The 16,034-nt window shown below is 70.0% G+C and carries 17 protein-coding genes; all 17 read left to right on the forward strand.

Translation table 11 applies throughout. The features are described 5' to 3' along the window. Nucleotides 1-16: 16 nt before the first annotated feature. The 17 genes from ACIP5O_RS06925 (at nt 17) to ACIP5O_RS07005 (ending at nt 15,945) form a co-directional block, all read left to right on the forward strand. Entirely contained in the window at nt 17-1,069 is a 1,053-nt protein-coding gene (locus tag ACIP5O_RS06925) for an LCP family protein (RefSeq protein ID WP_401289503.1), read from the forward strand. 135 nt (nt 1,070-1,204) lie between these two features. Continuing rightward, on the forward strand, nt 1,205-1,429 hold the full coding sequence (gene rpmE, locus ACIP5O_RS06930; protein WP_125661789.1) for a 50S ribosomal protein L31: 225 nt from the start codon (nt 1,205-1,207) through the stop codon (nt 1,427-1,429). Between the two features lie 95 nt (nt 1,430-1,524). Then, nucleotides 1,525-2,601 carry a peptide chain release factor 1 gene (prfA, locus tag ACIP5O_RS06935; protein WP_401289506.1) on the forward strand — a complete coding sequence of 359 codons (1,077 nt, stop codon included), beginning with the start codon at nt 1,525-1,527 and terminating at the stop codon, nt 2,599-2,601. Between the two features lie 90 nt (nt 2,602-2,691). After that, complete coding sequence (gene prmC / locus ACIP5O_RS06940; RefSeq protein WP_356542724.1) at nt 2,692-3,573, forward strand: peptide chain release factor N(5)-glutamine methyltransferase; 882 nt, start codon at nt 2,692-2,694, stop codon at nt 3,571-3,573. A gap of 58 nt (nt 3,574-3,631) precedes the next feature. After that, the gene (locus tag ACIP5O_RS06945; RefSeq protein ID WP_401289509.1) at nt 3,632-4,279 is read left to right on the forward strand and encodes an L-threonylcarbamoyladenylate synthase; all 648 of its coding nucleotides are present in this window, start codon (nt 3,632-3,634) and stop codon (nt 4,277-4,279) included. After that, a complete protein-coding gene (locus tag ACIP5O_RS06950) occupies nt 4,276-4,923 on the forward strand; it encodes a protein-tyrosine-phosphatase (RefSeq protein WP_356542728.1) in 648 nt (215 codons plus the stop codon). The genes ACIP5O_RS06945 and ACIP5O_RS06950 overlap by 4 nt, the downstream gene beginning before the upstream one ends. Nucleotides 4,924-5,168: 245 nt before the next feature. Beyond that, on the forward strand, nt 5,169-6,413 hold the full coding sequence (gene glyA, locus ACIP5O_RS06955; protein WP_401289512.1) for a serine hydroxymethyltransferase: 1,245 nt from the start codon (nt 5,169-5,171) through the stop codon (nt 6,411-6,413). A 107-nt stretch (nt 6,414-6,520) separates the two neighbouring features. After that, entirely contained in the window at nt 6,521-7,873 is a 1,353-nt protein-coding gene (locus tag ACIP5O_RS06960; RefSeq protein ID WP_401289514.1) for an MraY family glycosyltransferase, read from the forward strand. A 262-nt stretch (nt 7,874-8,135) separates the two neighbouring features. Further along, the gene (locus ACIP5O_RS06965) at nt 8,136-8,549 is read left to right on the forward strand and encodes a hypothetical protein (protein ID WP_401289517.1); all 414 of its coding nucleotides are present in this window, start codon (nt 8,136-8,138) and stop codon (nt 8,547-8,549) included. Between the two features lie 222 nt (nt 8,550-8,771). Next, nucleotides 8,772-9,581: a F0F1 ATP synthase subunit A gene (atpB, locus tag ACIP5O_RS06970; protein ID WP_401289520.1), complete on the forward strand. Its 810-nt coding sequence runs from the start codon at nt 8,772-8,774 to the stop codon at nt 9,579-9,581. A 91-nt stretch (nt 9,582-9,672) separates the two neighbouring features. Then, complete coding sequence (gene atpE, locus ACIP5O_RS06975; protein WP_093874070.1) at nt 9,673-9,930, forward strand: ATP synthase F0 subunit C; 258 nt, start codon at nt 9,673-9,675, stop codon at nt 9,928-9,930. Between the two features lie 42 nt (nt 9,931-9,972). Beyond that, nucleotides 9,973-10,518 carry a F0F1 ATP synthase subunit B gene (locus ACIP5O_RS06980; protein ID WP_125661763.1) on the forward strand — a complete coding sequence of 182 codons (546 nt, stop codon included), beginning with the start codon at nt 9,973-9,975 and terminating at the stop codon, nt 10,516-10,518. Then, a complete protein-coding gene (locus tag ACIP5O_RS06985) occupies nt 10,515-11,330 on the forward strand; it encodes a F0F1 ATP synthase subunit delta (protein ID WP_356542740.1) in 816 nt (271 codons plus the stop codon). The genes ACIP5O_RS06980 and ACIP5O_RS06985 overlap by 4 nt, the downstream gene beginning before the upstream one ends. A 148-nt stretch (nt 11,331-11,478) precedes the next feature. After that, nucleotides 11,479-13,077 (forward strand): F0F1 ATP synthase subunit alpha, encoded by a 1,599-nt coding sequence (gene atpA / locus ACIP5O_RS06990; RefSeq protein WP_125661757.1) that lies wholly within the window; start codon nt 11,479-11,481, stop codon nt 13,075-13,077. Nucleotides 13,078-13,097: 20 nt separating this feature from the next. Then, the gene (locus ACIP5O_RS06995) at nt 13,098-14,015 is read left to right on the forward strand and encodes a F0F1 ATP synthase subunit gamma (protein ID WP_401289524.1); all 918 of its coding nucleotides are present in this window, start codon (nt 13,098-13,100) and stop codon (nt 14,013-14,015) included. Continuing rightward, entirely contained in the window at nt 14,015-15,457 is a 1,443-nt protein-coding gene (atpD, locus tag ACIP5O_RS07000; RefSeq protein ID WP_125661750.1) for a F0F1 ATP synthase subunit beta, read from the forward strand. Before ACIP5O_RS06995 ends, atpD begins: the two co-directional genes overlap by 1 nt. A gap of 113 nt (nt 15,458-15,570) precedes the next feature. Next, nucleotides 15,571-15,945, forward strand: coding sequence for a F0F1 ATP synthase subunit epsilon (locus ACIP5O_RS07005; protein ID WP_356542744.1), 375 nt, complete (start codon nt 15,571-15,573; stop codon nt 15,943-15,945). The last annotated feature ends 89 nt before the right edge of the window (nt 15,946-16,034 follow it).

Raw genomic sequence — 16,034 nt, forward strand, 5'->3', positions numbered from 1 at the left:
GGCCGAAGGACGGGCGATGACCGAGCAGAAGAACAGCGGCAGACGCCGCAAGGCGACGTTCCTCCTCACCGGGACCCTCGTGGTCCTCCTCCTCGGCGGAGCCGGGGCCGGGTACGCCTACTACCTGAAGCTCGACCACAACATCCAGGGCGTCGACATCAACGCCCAACTCGGCCCCCAGCGCCCCGTCGACGTCGACGACGGCTCGATGGACATCCTCGTCCTCGGCTCCGACTCGCGCTCCGGCGACAACGACGCCTACGGCAAGGACGAGGGCGGCGCCCGCTCCGACACCGCGATGGTCGTCCACGTCCACGAGGGCCACAAGAAGGCCAGCGTCGTCTCCATACCCCGCGACACCCTCGTCACGAGACCGGACTGCACCGACGCCCGGGGCGACGAGGTCCCCGGCCGGCGCCGCGCCATGTTCAACACGGCGTACGAGGTCGGCGGCCCCGCCTGCGCCGTGAAGACCGTCGAGGCGATGTCCGGCATCCGCATGGACCACTACGTCGAGGTCGACTTCACCGGCTTCAAGGAGATCATCGACGAGCTCGGCGGCGTCGAGATCACCACCACCGAGCGCATCGAGGACGGCAAGAGCCACCTCGACCTCGCGCCGGGCCGCCACACCCTCGACGGCGAGCAGTCCCTCGGCCTCGTCCGCACCCGCAAGAGCGTCGGCGACGGCAGCGACCTCGGCCGCATACAGCTCCAGCAGGCCTTCATGAAGGCCTTCGTCGCCCAGGTCAGGGACGTCGGCGTCCTGAGCGACGCCACGAAGCTCCTCGGCCTCGCCGACGCCGCCACCAAGGCCATCACCCCCGACTCCGAACTCGACTCCGTCCAGGAGCTGACGGGCTTCGCCAAGGGCCTCTCCGGCATCGAGGCCGCGAACGTCCACATGGTCACCCTGCCCGTCGCGTACGACCGGATCGACCCCAACCGGGTCGTCCCCCTGGAGAAGCAGTCCGGGCAGGTCTGGCAGGCCCTCAAGGACGACGCGGCCGTCCCCGCCGCCGCGACGAAGGACACCGCCACCGGGGCGGCCGACGGCATCGTGGGGTAGCCCGGGAATACCTCCGGCCCGACCCCGGTTTGGGGAGATGCGGCCGGTCCTGGCAGACTGGTACGTCGGCCCCGGTTCACGCATGCCGCAACCCGCGGTAGCGACCCGGTGCCCTCCCGGAACATAGGAGACACCTTGAAGCGCGAGATCCACCCCGAGTACGTCGAGACCCAGGTCAGCTGCACCTGTGGCGCGTCGTTCACCACCCGTAGCACCCTCACCGACGGCACCATCCGTGCCGAGGTCTGCTCCGAGTGCCACCCGTTCTACACGGGCAAGCAGAAGATCCTCGACACCGGCGGCCGCGTCGCCCGCTTCGAGGCCCGCTTCGGCAAGGCCGCCGGCTCCGCCAGCAAGTAGCGAGCCCCTGCGCCGGTCCACGGTCGCCCCGCGCGGGTGGCCGGGACCGGCGCTTTGGCGTCCCCGTAGCAACTGACGAAAACCAGGAGCCCCCGATGTTCGAGGCGGTCGAGGAACTGGTCGGCGAGCACGCCGACCTCGAGAAGAAGCTGGCGGACCCCTCGGTCCACTCCGACCAGGCGAACGCGCGCAAGCTCAACAAGCGCTACGCCGAGCTGACCCCGATCGTCGGCACCTACCGCTCCTGGAAGCAGACCGGTGACGACATCGAGACCGCCCGCGAGCTGGCGCACGACGACCCCGACTTCGCCGCCGAGGTCAAGCAGCTGGAGAAGGACCGGGAGGAGCTGACCGACAAGCTCCGCCTGCTCCTCGTCCCGCGCGACCCCAGCGACGACAAGGACGTCATCCTGGAGATCAAGGCCGGCGCCGGCGGCGACGAGTCCGCGCTCTTCGCCGGCGACCTGCTCCGCATGTACCTCCGGTACGCCGAGCGCGTCGGCTGGAAGACCGAGATCATCGACGCCACCGAGTCCGAGCTGGGCGGCTACAAGGACGTCCAGGTCGCCGTGAAGACCAAGGGCGGCAACGGCGCCACCGAGCCCGGCCAGGGCGTCTGGGCCCGGCTCAAGTACGAGGGCGGGGTGCACCGCGTCCAGCGCGTGCCCGCCACCGAGTCCCAGGGCCGCATCCACACCTCCGCCGCCGGCGTGCTCGTCACGCCCGAGGCCGAGGAGGTCGAGGTCGAGGTCCACGCCAACGACCTGCGGATCGACGTCTACCGCTCGTCCGGCCCCGGCGGCCAGTCGGTCAACACCACCGACTCCGCCGTCCGCATCACCCACCTGCCGACCGGCATCGTCGCCTCCTGCCAGAACGAGAAGAGCCAGCTCCAGAACAAGGAGCAGGCCATGCGCATCCTGCGCTCCCGGCTCCTCGCCGCCGCCCAGGAGAAGGCCGAGGCCGAGGCCGCCGACGCCCGCCGCAGCCAGGTCCGCACCGTCGACCGCTCCGAGAAGATCCGGACGTACAACTTCCCGGAGAACCGCATCTCGGACCACCGCGTCGGCTTCAAGTCGTACAACCTGGACCAGGTGCTCGACGGCGAACTGGACGCGGTGATCCAGGCCTGCGTCGACGCCGACTCGGCGGCGAAGCTCGCCGCGGCGTAAGGCACCCGCACAAGGCCGTACGGAGTCCGGAGCCGCCCGAGACCCCGTACGGCTTCCCCCGAGCCCCACCCCGCACCACGGAGGACCAGCGTGCAGTCACTTTCTGGGGGGCGACCCCCAGGCCCCCGCAGTCTGCTGCTTGCCGAGGTGGCCCAGGCCACCCAGCGGCTGGCCGACGCCGGCGTCCCCTCCCCGCGCTTCGACGCCGAGGAGCTCGCCGCGTTCGTGCACGGCGTCAAGCGGGGGGAGCTGCACAACGTCAAGGACGCGGACTTCGACGCCCGCTACTGGGAGACGGTCGCCCGCCGCGAGGCCCGCGAACCCCTCCAGCACATCACCGGACGGGCGTTCTTCCGCTACCTGGAGCTCCAGGTGGGCCCCGGCGTCTTCGTGCCGCGCCCGGAGACCGAGTCGGTCGTCGGCTGGGCCATAGACGCCGTGCGCGCCATGGACGTCGTCGAGCCGCTCATCGTCGACCTGTGCACCGGCTCCGGGGCCATCGCCCTCGCCATGGCCCAGGAGGTGCCGCGCTCGCGCGTGCACGCCGTCGAGCTCTCCGAGGACGCCCTCGTCTGGACCCGGAAGAACGCCGAGGGCTCCCGCGTCACCGTCCACCGGGGCGACGCGCTGACCGCCCTGCCCGAGCTCGACGGCCAGGTCGACCTGGTCATCTCCAACCCGCCGTACATCCCGCTCACCGAGTGGGAGTACGTGGCGCCCGAGGCCCGCGACCACGACCCGGAGATGGCCCTCTTCTCCGGCGAGGACGGCCTCGACACCATCCGCGGCATCGAGCGCACCGCCCACCGCCTGCTCCGCCCCGGCGGCCTCGTCGTCATCGAGCACGCGGACACCCAGGGCGGCCAGGTGCCCTGGATCTTCAACGAGGAGGCCGGCTGGGCGGACGCCGCCGACCACCCCGACCTGAACAACCGGCCGCGCTTCGCGACCGCCCGCAAGGCGACGCCATGACGGCCCCGACCGTCATCGCCGCCATGACGAACCACGCGTACGAGGAGGCCGGGAACTGATGGCACGGCGATACGACTGCAACGAGGCGACCGACCGACTGACGGGCCTGCGCGAGGCCGCGTCCGCCGTCCGCCGGGGCGAGCTGGTCGTGCTGCCCACCGACACCGTGTACGGGATCGGGGCGGACGCCTTCAGCGGCGAGGCCGTGGCCGACCTGCTGGCCGCCAAGGGGCGCGGCCGCAACATGCCCACGCCCGTCCTCATCGGCTCCCCGAACACCCTCCACGGCCTGGTCACCGACTTCTCCGAGCAGGCCTGGGAGCTCGTCGACGCCTTCTGGCCCGGCGCGCTCACCCTGGTCGCCCGCCACCAGCCGTCCCTCCAGTGGGACCTCGGCGACACCCGGGGCACCGTCGCCGTCCGGATGCCGCTGCACCCGGTCGCGATCGAGCTGCTCACCGAGGTCGGCCCGATGGCCGTCTCCTCGGCCAACCTCACCGGCCACCCGTCGCCGGAGGACTGCGACGCCGCGCAGCACATGCTCGGCGACTCCGTCTCCGTGTACCTCGACGGCGGTCCGACGCCCGGGAACGTCCCCTCGTCCATCGTCGACGTGACCGGCCCGGTGCCGGTGCTGCTGCGGCAGGGGGCGCTCTCCGCGGAGGAGCTCCGGAAGGTCGTACCCGACCTCGAGGTGGCCAGTTGACCGCCCCTGAGGGGCGTGGCATAGCGGGGCACGACGACAGCGACACCTTCCGCATCCTCCACGTCAGCACCGGCAACGTCTGCCGCTCGCCGATCACCGAGCGGCTGACCCGCCACGCCCTGAGCGACCGGCTCGGGGACCCCCTCGGCGGCGGCCTGATCGTGGAGAGCGCGGGCACCTGGGGGCACGAGGGGGCCCCGATGGAGGCCAACGCGGAACTCGTCCTCGCCGACTTCGGCGCGGACTACAGCGGCTTCGTGGGCCGCGAGCTCCTCGACGAGCACGTCATCCGCGCGGACCTCGTCCTGACGGCGACCCGGGACCACCGGGCGCAGGTCATCTCGATGGGCCACTCGGCGGGCCTGCGCACCTTCACCCTGAAGGAGTTCACCCGCCTGGTCCGCGCCATCGACCCGGCCACGCTCCCGGACCCCCGCGACGAGGGCATGGTCGAACGCGCCCGCGCCCTGGTCCGCGCGGCCGCGGCCCTCCGCGGCTGGCTCCTGGCCCCGTCCCCGGACGCGGACGAGGTCAACGACCCGTACGGCGCCCCCATCACGTTCTTCCGCTCGATCGGCGACGAGATCAACCAGGCGCTCGACCCCGTGGTGACGGCGCTGACGGGGGTGACGGCGCGGCGCTGAGCCGATCCGGCCCGGCCACGTCCGGCGGACGGAGTCCGGCGCAGCGACCCGAAGCCCGGGAGGCCCTCCGGGGCCGAGCGGCGCGAGGGGCGCGTCGGGAGCGGGGCTCAACCAGGCGCTCGACCCCGTTGTGACGGCGCTGACGGCGCTGACGGCGCTGACGGCGCGGCGCTGACTCCCGGCGGGCGAGGTGGGGGTGGTTTGTCTACATTGGTGCTGACATCCCTCCACGCCCGGAGTCAGCCATGCCGGTCACCGCGCCCCCCGACGAGCTCGACGTCCTGCGCCGGCAGGACCCTGAGGTCGCCGACGTGCTGCTCGGCGAGGAGCGGCGGCAGGCCGACAGCCTCCAGCTGATCGCGGCGGAGAACTTCACCTCGCCCGCCGTCCTCGCCGCCCTCGGCTCCCCGCTCGCCAACAAGTACGCCGAGGGCTACCCCGGCGCCCGGCACCACGGCGGCTGCGAGTACGCCGACGCCGTCGAGCGGATCGCCGTGCAACGGGCCACCGCGCTCTTCGGAGCCGACCACGCGAACGTCCAGGCCCACTCCGGCTCCTCGGCCGTCCTGGCGGCGTACGCGGCCCTTCTCAGGCCCGGTGACACGGTCCTCGCCATGGGCCTGGAGCACGGCGGGCACCTCACCCACGGTTCGCCCGCCAACTTCTCCGGCCGCTGGTTCGACTTCGTCCCCTACGGCGTCGACGCCGAGACCGGGCTCGTCGACCACGAGCAGGTCGCCGCCCTCGCCCGCCACCACCGCCCCAAGGCGATCGTCTGCGGCTCCATCTCCTACCCCCGCCACCTCGACCACGCGGTGTTCCGCGAGATCGCCGACGAGACCGGCGCCTACCTGATCGCCGACGCGGCCCACACCATCGGCCTGGTCGCCGGGGGAGCGGCCCCCAGCCCCGTCCCGTACGCCGACGTCGTCTGCGCCACCACCCACAAGGTGCTGCGCGGCCCGCGCGGCGGAATGATCCTGTGCGGGGAGGAGCTCGCGGGCCGGATCGACCGGGCGGTGTTCCCGTTCAGCCAGGGCGGCGCCCAGATGCACACGATCGCGGCGAAGGCCGTGGCCTTCGGCGAGGCGGCGGCCCCCGCGTTCACCGCGTACGCCCACCGGGTGGTCGAGCACGCCCGGGTCCTGGCCGCCGCCCTCGTCGCCGAGGGCTTCGCGGTGACCACCGGCGGTACCGACACCCACCTCATCACCGCCGACCCCGCCCCCCTCGGCGTCGACGGGCGCACCGCCCGCGCCCGGCTCGCCGCCGCCGGCATCGTGCTCGACACCTGCGCGCTCCCGTACGGGGAGGGGCGCGGGATCCGGCTCGGCACGGCCGCCGTCACCACCCAGGGCATGGGCATCCCCGAAATGGCCAGGATCGCCGGCCTGTTCACCGCCGCGCTCCGCGACGACCCGGAGGAGACGGCCCGGGTACGGGCGGAGGTACGCGCGCTGACCGGCCGATTTCCGCCGTACGAACATTGAGCGAAGGCCCGGTGCAACCGTCCGGGCGACCCGCGTGTCTCCCAGCACATGGACGGCACGGCTAGGGTGTGGGGCTGAGATGGCCAGCGATTCCTGTGGGGCAGCCCGTGCGTGATTACCTGCTGACGCTCTGCGTCACGGCCGCGGTGACCTACCTGCTCACCGGACCGGTGCGCAAGTTCGCCATCGCGACCGGGGCGATGCCGGAGATCCGCGCCCGCGACGTACACCGAGAACCGACTCCGCGGCTCGGTGGCATCGCCATGTTCTTCGGGCTGTGCGCGGGCCTGCTCGTCGCCGCCCACCTGCAGAACCTCGGCAGCGTCTTCGAGCTGTCCAACGAGCCCCGCGCGCTGCTCTCCGGCGCCGCGCTGATCTGGCTGATCGGCGTCCTGGACGACAAGTTCGAGCTCGACGCGCTCATCAAGCTGGGCGCGCAGATGATCTCGGCCGGCGTGATGGTCGCGCAGGGCCTGACGATCCTGTGGCTCCCGATCCCCGGCATCGGCACCGTCGCGCTCACCCCCGGGCAGGGCACGCTCCTCACGGTCGCCCTGGTGGTCCTCACGATCAACGCGGTGAACTTCGTCGACGGCCTCGACGGCCTCGCCGCCGGCATGGTCTGCATCGCCGCCGCGGCCTTCTTCCTCTACGCCTACCGCCTCTGGTACGGCTACACGATCGAGGCCGCCGCCCCCGCGACCCTCTTCGCCGCCATCCTCATGGGCATGTGCCTGGGCTTCCTGCCGCACAACATGCACCCGGCGCGGATCTTCATGGGCGACTCCGGCTCGATGCTGATCGGCCTGATCCTGGCGGCCTCCGCCATCTCGATCACCGGCCAGGTCGACCCGGACATCCTGCGGCTCTTCGAGGGCTCGACCCGCGAGGCCACCCACGCCGCCCTGCCCGTCTTCATTCCGCTCCTGCTGCCGCTGACGATCATCGCGATCCCGATGGCGGACCTGGTCCTGGCGATCGTGCGCCGCACCTGGAAGGGCCAGTCGCCGTTCGCGGCCGACCGCGGCCACCTGCACCACCGGCTCCTGGAGATCGGCCACTCGCACAGCCGCGCGGTGCTGATCATGTACTTCTGGTCGGCCCTGATCGCCTTCGGGACGCTGGCGTACTCGGTCCACTCGACCTCGATGTGGATCGTCCTCGGGGTCGTCGCGCTCAGCGCGATCGGTCTGGTGCTGCTCCTGCTGCCGCGGTTCAGGCCGCGCGCGCCCCGCTGGGCCGAGTCCGTGGTGCCGCCCCGCTACCGGCGCCGCAAGCCGGCCCCCGCCGCGGAGGCGGAGCCGGGGACGGAACCGGAGGCGGACCCGGAGACGGCTTCCGGGCCGGCCGCGGCCGGGGAGGACGAGCGGATCCCGGTGCCCGCCGGCATCAACGGCGCCACCGCCATCGGCAACCGCGCGCGCTTCACCGACCGGCGGAAGGCCGGAACGCCGAGTTGACGAAAGCCGCAGCAGCGGTCATTACCAGACAAGACGCTCCGCTGTCGTGCACACACGCGCGGCGTAACCCTCATGTGTGACAACTGGCACACCTTATGGGTAAAGACCTATTCAAATAGTTTGTGATACCGTTCACGAGACCCGGCGACAGTGCCGAAAGACCGTAGTGCGACGGTCCGTTGGCCCCGAGACCCACCTCGGACCGGGCTTACGCTCGTCCATGACGACACCATCGCCCCCTCCATCAAGCGGAGACACCGCCATGCCGTCCAACGACGCACGCATCCTGCTGCACACCGCCGTCCCCACTGTTGCCGTCGGCGCGATCGCCACGGTCGTCAGTGGGGCGGTGGCCGGTGGCAAGGGCGCGCTCGGCGCGGTCGTCGGCACCCTGGTGGTCGTCCTCTTCATGGGGATCGGGCAGCTGGTCCTCCAGCGGACGGCCAAGTCCTTCCCGCACCTGTTCCAGGCGATGGGGCTGATGCTCTACACGGCCCAGCTCCTGGTGCTCTTCATCTTCCTGGCGTTGCTCAAGAACACCACGCTGTTCGACTTCAAGGCCTTCGCCTTCACGCTGCTCGCGACGACCATCGTGTGGGTCGCCGCTCAGGCCCGGGCCTACATGAAGGCCAAGATCGCTTACATCGACCCCGGAAACACGGGGTCGAAGTCGTGAAGGGTAGGGCCGGGATAAAGCCGCCTTCGGCTTCCTGCTATCGTCCGGTGCCAACTGCGGCACTGCGGGCGCGGGCATCCGAGAGGCCTGTCCCAGCGCGAGGCTCGAAGCCGAACCGCCGCCCCCTTATCCGTAAGACCAGTCCAGTGCCGACCCGCGGCTGCGTGCCGCGCCGACACAACGAGGTTGCCGTACCTATGCGCCACGCTGAAGGAGCCCGCGGTGAGTGCTGACCAGACGCTTGCCTTCGACCCGGATTGCCACATCTTCAGTGGATGTGGCTTCCCGGCGCCGGGCCTGCACACGTTCATGTACGAGCCCATCGCGACGGTGGGCGGCATCGAGTTCACCAAGCCGATGCTGCTCGCCATCCTCGGCTCCATCGTGGTCGTCGGGTTCTTCTGGGCCGCCTTCAACAAGCCCAAGCTGATCCCCGGCAAGCTCCAGATGGTCGGCGAGGCCGGTTACGACTTCGTGCGCCGCGGCATCGTCTACGAGATCATCGGCAAGAAGGACGGCGAGAAGTACGTCCCCTTCATGGTGTCGCTGTTCTTCTTCGTCTGGATCATGAACCTCTGGTCGATCGTTCCGCTCGCCCAGTTCCCGGTCACCTCGCTGATCGCCTTCCCGGCCGGTCTCGCGCTGATCGTGTACGTCCTGTGGATCTCGCTCACCTTCAAGAAGCACGGCTTCGTGGGCGGCTGGAAGAACATCGTCGGCTACGACAAGTCGCTCGGCGCGATCCTCCCGATGGTCGTCGTCCTCGAGTTCTTCTCGAACCTCCTCATCCGGCCCTTCACGCACGCGGTCCGACTGTTCGCGAACATGTTCGCCGGTCACCTGCTCATCGTGATGTTCTCCCTGGCCACCTGGTACCTCATGAACGGCCTGGGCTTCGTCTACGCCGGCGCCTCGTTCGTGATGGTCCTCGTGATGACCGCGTTCGAGCTCTTCATCCAGGCCGTCCAGGCGTACGTCTTCGTCCTCCTGGCCTGCAGCTACGTCCAGGGCGCGCTCTCCGAGCACCACTGAGCCCGACCCGGTCCCGCTGCTCCACCCCCAAGCCAACAGTCGTCCGGTGGCCAACCCCCACCGGGTCATTGAAAGAGAAGGAAGTAACGGCATGTCCGCTGCTCTCGACATGGTCAACCTCGCCGCCGGCGCCAAGGAGAACGTCGTCGGCAACGTCGCCTCGATCGGCTACGGCCTGGCCGCGATCGGCCCCGGCGTCGGCGTCGGCATCATCTTCGGTAACGGCACGCAGGCCCTCGCCCGCCAGCCCGAGGCCGCCGGTCTGATCCGCACCAACCAGATCATGGGCTTCGCCTTCTGTGAGGCGCTCGCCCTCATCGGCATCGTCATGGGCTTCGTCTACCAGTAAGCCCGGACCGACAGCCCGATTCTTTTTACGGAAGGCACTGATGTGAACGCTCTGCTTCTTGCGGCGGCGGAGGAGCCCCAGCCTCCTCTGATCCCGCATCTTGACGAGCTCGTCATCGGCCTGATCGCCTTCGTCATCGTCTTCGGCTTCCTCGCCAAGAAGCTCCTCCCGAACATCAACAAGGTTCTGGACGAGCGCCGCGAGGCCATCGAGGGTGGCATCGAGAAGGCCGAGTCGGCCCAGATCGAGGCTCAGAGTGTGCTGGAGCAGTACAAGGCCCAGCTCGCCGAGGCCCGCCACGAGGCCGCGCGTCTTCGCCAGGAGGCGACGGAGCAGGGCACCGCGATCATCCAGGAGATGAAGGCGGAGGGCCAGCGCCAGCGCGAGGAGATCATCGCGGCCGGTCACGCGCAGATCGAGGCGGACCGCAAGTCCGCGTCGGCGTCGCTGCGCCAGGACGTGGGCAAGCTCGCCACCGACCTGGCCGGCAAGCTGGTCGGCGAGTCCCTCGAGGACACCGCCCGCCAGAGCCGCACGATCGACCGCTTCCTCGACGAGCTCGAGGAGAAGGCCGAGGCCGTCCGATGAACGGAGCGAGCCGTGAGGCACTGGCCGCCGCACGCGAGTCCCTCGACGCGCTGACCGACAACACCCCGGTCGACGCGACGAAGCTCGCGGACGAGCTCGCCGCCGTCACCGCGCTGCTCGACCGCGAGGTGTCGCTGCGCCGGGTCCTGACCGACCCCGCTCAGCCGGGTGAGGCCAAGGCCGCACTCGCGCAGCGACTCCTGGCCGGTCAGGTGGGCGGCGAGACCGCCGACCTGGTCTCCGGCATGGTCCGTTCGCGCTGGTCGCGTTCGCGCGACCTGGTCGACGCGACCGAGGAGCTGGCGAACACCGCGGACCTCACCGCGGCGCAGAGGGCGGGCGCGCTCGACGACGTCGAGGACGAGCTGTTCCGCTTCGCCCGGATCGTGTCCTCCAGCAACGAGCTCCGCTCGGCGCTGACGGACAAGGCCGCCACGGCCACCGCCAAGGGCACGCTGCTCCGCAGCCTGCTGGGCGGCAAGGCCCACGCGACCACCGAGCGCCTGGTCGTCCGTCTGGTGACCCAGCCCCGGGGACGTAGCCTGGAAGCGGGACTCGAGTCCCTGTCCAAGCTCGCCGCGGCGCGCCGGGACCGGATGGTCGCGGTCGTCACCTCGGCGGTGCCGCTGTCGGACCGGCAGAAGCAGCGCCTCGGAGCCGTCCTCGCCAAGCTGTACGGCCGCGAGATGCACCTGAACCTGGACGTGGACCCCGCGGTCCTCGGCGGGATCACGGTGCGGGTCGGCGACGAGGTCATCAACGGCACCATCGCGGAGCGCCTCGACGAGGCGACCCGTCGACTGGCCGGCTGACGCGGTCACCACAGCAGAACAGCATCACAGCATCACAGCATCACCAGCGGCCCGGTTGGGCCGTGCAGAGATTGCAGAAGATTCCTGGGGGTCGGCCCCCAGACCCCTTAAGAAACTTCGGGCCCAACAAGGAGAGCAGGGAACCCAGATGGCGGAGCTCACGATCCGGCCGGAGGAGATCCGGGACGCACTGGAGACCTTTGTCCAGTCGTACCAGCCGGACGCGGCCTCGCGCGAGGAGGTCGGCACGGTCAGCCTGGCCGGCGACGGCATCGCGAAGGTCGAGGGTCTTCCCTCGGCCATGGCGAACGAGCTGCTGAAGTTCGAGGACGGCACCCTCGGTCTCGCGCTGAACCTCGAAGAGCGCGAGATCGGTGCGATCGTCCTCGGCGAGTTCAGCGGCATCGAGGAGGGGCAGTCGGTGCAGCGCACCGGCGAGGTCCTCTCCGTCGGTGTCGGCGAGGGATACCTCGGCCGCGTTGTCGACCCGCTCGGCAACCCGATCGACGGTCTCGGCGAGATCGCGACCGAGGGCCGCCGCGCCCTCGAGCTGCAGGCCCCGGGCGTTATGGCCCGTAAGTCGGTGCACGAGCCGATGGAGACCGGCTACAAGGCCGTCGACGCCATGACGCCGGTCGGCCGCGGTCAGCGTCAGCTGATCATCGGCGACCGTCAGACCGGCAAGACCGCGCTGTGCGTCGACACGATCATCAACCAGCGTGACAACTGGCGCTCGGGCGACGTGAACAAGCAGGTCCGCTGCATCTACGTCGCCGTCGGCCAGAAGGGCTCGACCATCGCGTCCGTTCGCGGCGCCCTGGAAGAGGCCGGTGCGCTCGAGTACACGACGATCGTCGCCGCCCCGGCGTCCGACCCGGCCGGCTTCAAGTACCTGGCGCCGTACACCGGCTCCGCCATCGGTCAGCACTGGATGTACCAGGGCAAGCACGTCCTGATCGTCTTCGACGACCTGTCGAAGCAGGCCGACGCCTACCGCGCCGTGTCGCTGCTGCTGCGCCGCCCGCCGGGCCGTGAGGCCTACCCGGGTGACGTCTTCTACCTGCACTCGCGTCTCCTGGAGCGCTGCGCGAAGCTCTCGGACGAGCTGGGTGCCGGCTCGATGACCGGTCTGCCGATCGTCGAGACGAAGGCCAACGACGTCTCGGCGTTCATCCCGACCAACGTCATCTCCATCACCGACGGCCAGTGCTTCCTGGAGTCCGACCTGTTCAACGCCGGCCAGCGCCCGGCCCTGAACGTCGGCATCTCGGTCTCCCGAGTCGGTGGCTCCGCCCAGCACCCGGCGATGAAGCAGATCGCCGGCCGCCTCCGCGTGGACCTCGCCCAGTTCCGTGAGCTGGAGGCCTTCGCGGCCTTCGGTTCCGACCTGGACGCGGCCTCGAAGGCGCAGCTGGAGCGCGGTCAGCGGATGGTCGAGCTGCTCAAGCAGGCTCAGTACCAGCCGATGCCCACGGAGAACCAGGTCGTCTCGGTCTGGGCCGGCACCACCGGCAAGATGGACGACGTCCCGGTCGCCGACATCCGCCGCTTCGAGGCCGAGCTCCTGGCGTACCTGCGCCAGAACCACTCCGGTCTCATGACCTCCATCCGCGAGGGCAAGAAGATGTCGGACGACACCCTCACGGCCGTCGCCGACGCCATCGCGGAGTTCAAGCAGCAGTTCGAGACGTCCGACGGCAAGCTGCTCGGCGCGGACGCCCCTGCCGCCGTCAACGTCTCGAAGTGACGACGGAAGGGACCTGACTCATGGGAGCGCAGCTCCGGGTCTACAAGCGTCGCATCAAATCCGTCACCGCGACGAAGAAGATCACCAAGGCGATGGAGATGATCGCCGCCTCGCGTGTCGTCAAGGCGCAGCGCAAGGTGCAGGCGTCGACTCCGTACGCGACCGAGCTCACCCGCGCGGTCACGGCGGTGGCCACGGGTGCGAACGACAAGCACCCGCTGACCACCGAGGCGGAGAGCCCGAGCCGTGCCGCGGTCCTGCTCCTCTCGAGCGACCGCGGTCTGGCCGGCGCCTTCAACTCCAACGCCATCAAGGCGGCGGAGAAGCTCATCAGGGAGCTGGAGGGCAAGGGCCGCACGGTCGACGTCTACGTCGTCGGTCGCCGCGGTGTCGCGCACTTCAACTTCCGTGAGCGGAAGCTGAGCGACACGTGGACCGGCTTCACGGACGAGCCCACGTACGCGGACGCCAAGAAGATCGCGGCACCGCTGATCGAGGCGATCGAGAAGGACACGGCCGAGGGCGGTGTGGACGAGCTCCACATCATCTACACCGAGTTCGTCTCGATGATGACCCAGACGGCCATCGAGGCCCGGCTGCTGCCCCTCAGCCTCGACGAGGTGGCGAAGGAGGCCGGCGAGCCGGACACCCTCCGTCCGCTGTACGACTTCGAGCCGTCGGCGGAGGACGTCCTCGACGCCCTTCTGCCGCGCTACGTCGAGAGCCGGATCTACAACGCGCTGCTCCAGTCGGCTGCCTCCAAGCACGCCGCCACGCGCCGCGCGATGAAGTCGGCCACCGACAACGCGGGAGACTTGATCAACAACCTCTCCCGACTTGCCAACGCGGCCCGCCAGGCCGAAATCACCCAGGAAATCAGCGAGATCGTCGGTGGCACCGCAGCCCTGGCCGACGCGACCGCGGGGAGTGACAAGTAATGACGACCACTGTTGAGACGGCCGCCGCCACGGGCCGCGTCGCCCGGGTCATCGGCCCGGTCGTCGACGTGGAGTTCCCCGTCGACGCGATGCCGGAGATCTACAACGCCCTGCACGTCGAGGTCGCCGACCCGGCCGAGGAGGGCAAGCTCAAGACGCTGACCCTCGAGGTCGCGCAGCACCTCGGTGAGGGCATCGTCCGCACCATCTCGATGCAGCCCACCGACGGTCTGGTCCGCCAGGCCCCCGTGGTCGACACCGGCGACGGCATCACGGTGCCCGTCGGCGACGTCACCAAGGGTCGCGTGTTCAACACGCTGGGCCAGATCCTGAACGAGCCCGAGGCGGAGTCGGAGGTCGGCGAGCGCTGGTCCATCCACCGCAAGGCCCCGGCGTTCGCGGACCTCGAGTCGAAGACCGAGATGTTCGAGACCGGCCTGAAGGTCGTCGACCTCCTCACCCCGTACGTCAAGGGTGGAAAGATCGGTCTGTTCGGTGGCGCCGGTGTCGGCAAGACCGTTCTGATCCAGGAAATGATCATGCGTGTGGCCAAGCTGCACGAGGGCGTTTCCGTCTTCGCCGGTGTCGGCGAGCGCACGCGTGAGGGCAACGACCTCATCGCGGAGATGGAGGAGTCCGGCGTTCTGGACAAGACCGCCCTGGTCTTCGGCCAGATGGACGAGCCCCCGGGCACCCGTCTCCGTGTCGCCCTCGCCGGTCTGACCATGGCGGAGTACTTCCGCGATGTGCAGAAGCAGGACGTGCTGTTCTTCATCGACAACATCTTCCGCTTCACGCAGGCCGGTTCCGAGGTGTCGACCCTGCTCGGCCGCATGCCCTCCGCGGTGGGCTACCAGCCGAACCTGGCCGACGAGATGGGTCTCCTCCAGGAGCGCATCACCTCGACCCGTGGTCACTCGATCACCTCGATGCAGGCGATCTACGTCCCCGCCGACGACCTCACCGACCCGGCGCCGGCGACCACCTTCGCCCACCTCGACGCGACGACGGTGCTCTCCCGTCCGATCTCCGAGAAGGGCATCTACCCGGCCGTGGACCCGCTGGACTCCACGTCCCGGATCCTGGACCCGCGCTACATCGCGCAGGAGCACTACGACGCCGCCACGCGCGTCAAGGGGATCCTGCAGAAGTACAAGGACCTCCAGGACATCATCGCGATCCTCGGCATCGACGAGCTCAGCGAGGAGGACAAGCTCGTCGTCCACCGCGCGCGCCGCGTCGAGCGCTTCCTGTCGCAGAACACCCACGCCGCCAAGCAGTTCACCGGTGTGGACGGTTCGGACGTTCCGCTCGACGAGTCGATCGCCGCGTTCAACGCGATCTGCGACGGTGAGTTCGACCACTTCCCGGAGCAGGCCTTCTTCATGTGCGGTGGTCTCGAGGACCTCAAGAAGAACGCCAAGGAGCTCGGCGTCTCCTGAGCCCCGTGCTCGCCTCGAGGGGGGCGGGATCCGTCCCGCCCCCCTCTCCACGCCCCCTAGAATCGACCCCAACACCCGGCACGACCGCCGGGTGGTGACCCGAGGAGCCACCCTTGGCCGCTGAGCTGCACGTCGAGCTGGTCGCCGCGGACCGGAGTGTCTGGTCCGGCGAGGCCACCCTGGTCATCGCGCGTACCACCTCCGGCGACATCGGCGTCATGCCCGGCCACCAGCCGCTGCTCGGTGTGCTGGAGTCGGGCCCGGTGACCATCCGTACGAGCGAGGGCGAGACCGTCGTCGCCGCCGTCCACGGCGGATTCATCTCGTTCGCCGACGACAAGCTGTCCCTGCTCGCGGAGGTCTGCGAGCTGGCGGACGAGATCGACGCCCAGCGCGCCGAGCGCGCGCTCGAGCGTGCGAAGTCGGACTCCGACGCCGCCGCCGAGCGGCGCGCCGACGTCCGGCTGCGCGCGGTAGCGGGCCGCTGACGGTCCGCGCGGAGTAGTGCCCTCAGCCGCGGCACGGTCCGGAATTTTCCGGACCGTGCCGCGGCTGAGGCGATGCAGGTGCAGGTTGT

Origin of the sequence: Streptomyces sp. NPDC088915 (genome assembly GCF_044749825.1) — a bacterium.
GTDB lineage: Bacteria > Actinomycetota > Actinomycetes > Streptomycetales > Streptomycetaceae > Streptomyces.

What these genes read in the sequence shown, in the direction of transcription:
- ACIP5O_RS06965 (WP_401289517.1), top strand. Translation starts at nt 8,136, where the DNA reads ATGCCGTCCAACGACGCACGCATCCTGCTGCACACCGCCGTCCCCACT.
- atpE (WP_093874070.1), top strand. Translation starts at nt 9,673, where the DNA reads ATGTCCGCTGCTCTCGACATGGTCAACCTCGCCGCCGGCGCCAAGGAG.
- atpD (WP_125661750.1), top strand. Translation starts at nt 14,015, where the DNA reads ATGACGACCACTGTTGAGACGGCCGCCGCCACGGGCCGCGTCGCCCGG.
- atpA (WP_125661757.1), top strand. Translation starts at nt 11,479, where the DNA reads ATGGCGGAGCTCACGATCCGGCCGGAGGAGATCCGGGACGCACTGGAG.
- glyA (WP_401289512.1), top strand. Translation starts at nt 5,169, where the DNA reads ATGCCGGTCACCGCGCCCCCCGACGAGCTCGACGTCCTGCGCCGGCAG.
- ACIP5O_RS06995 (WP_401289524.1), top strand. Translation starts at nt 13,098, where the DNA reads ATGGGAGCGCAGCTCCGGGTCTACAAGCGTCGCATCAAATCCGTCACC.
- ACIP5O_RS06945 (WP_401289509.1), top strand. Translation starts at nt 3,632, where the DNA reads ATGGCACGGCGATACGACTGCAACGAGGCGACCGACCGACTGACGGGC.
- prfA (WP_401289506.1), top strand. Translation starts at nt 1,525, where the DNA reads ATGTTCGAGGCGGTCGAGGAACTGGTCGGCGAGCACGCCGACCTCGAG.
- ACIP5O_RS06985 (WP_356542740.1), top strand. Translation starts at nt 10,515, where the DNA reads ATGAACGGAGCGAGCCGTGAGGCACTGGCCGCCGCACGCGAGTCCCTC.
- ACIP5O_RS06925 (WP_401289503.1), top strand. Translation starts at nt 17, where the DNA reads ATGACCGAGCAGAAGAACAGCGGCAGACGCCGCAAGGCGACGTTCCTC.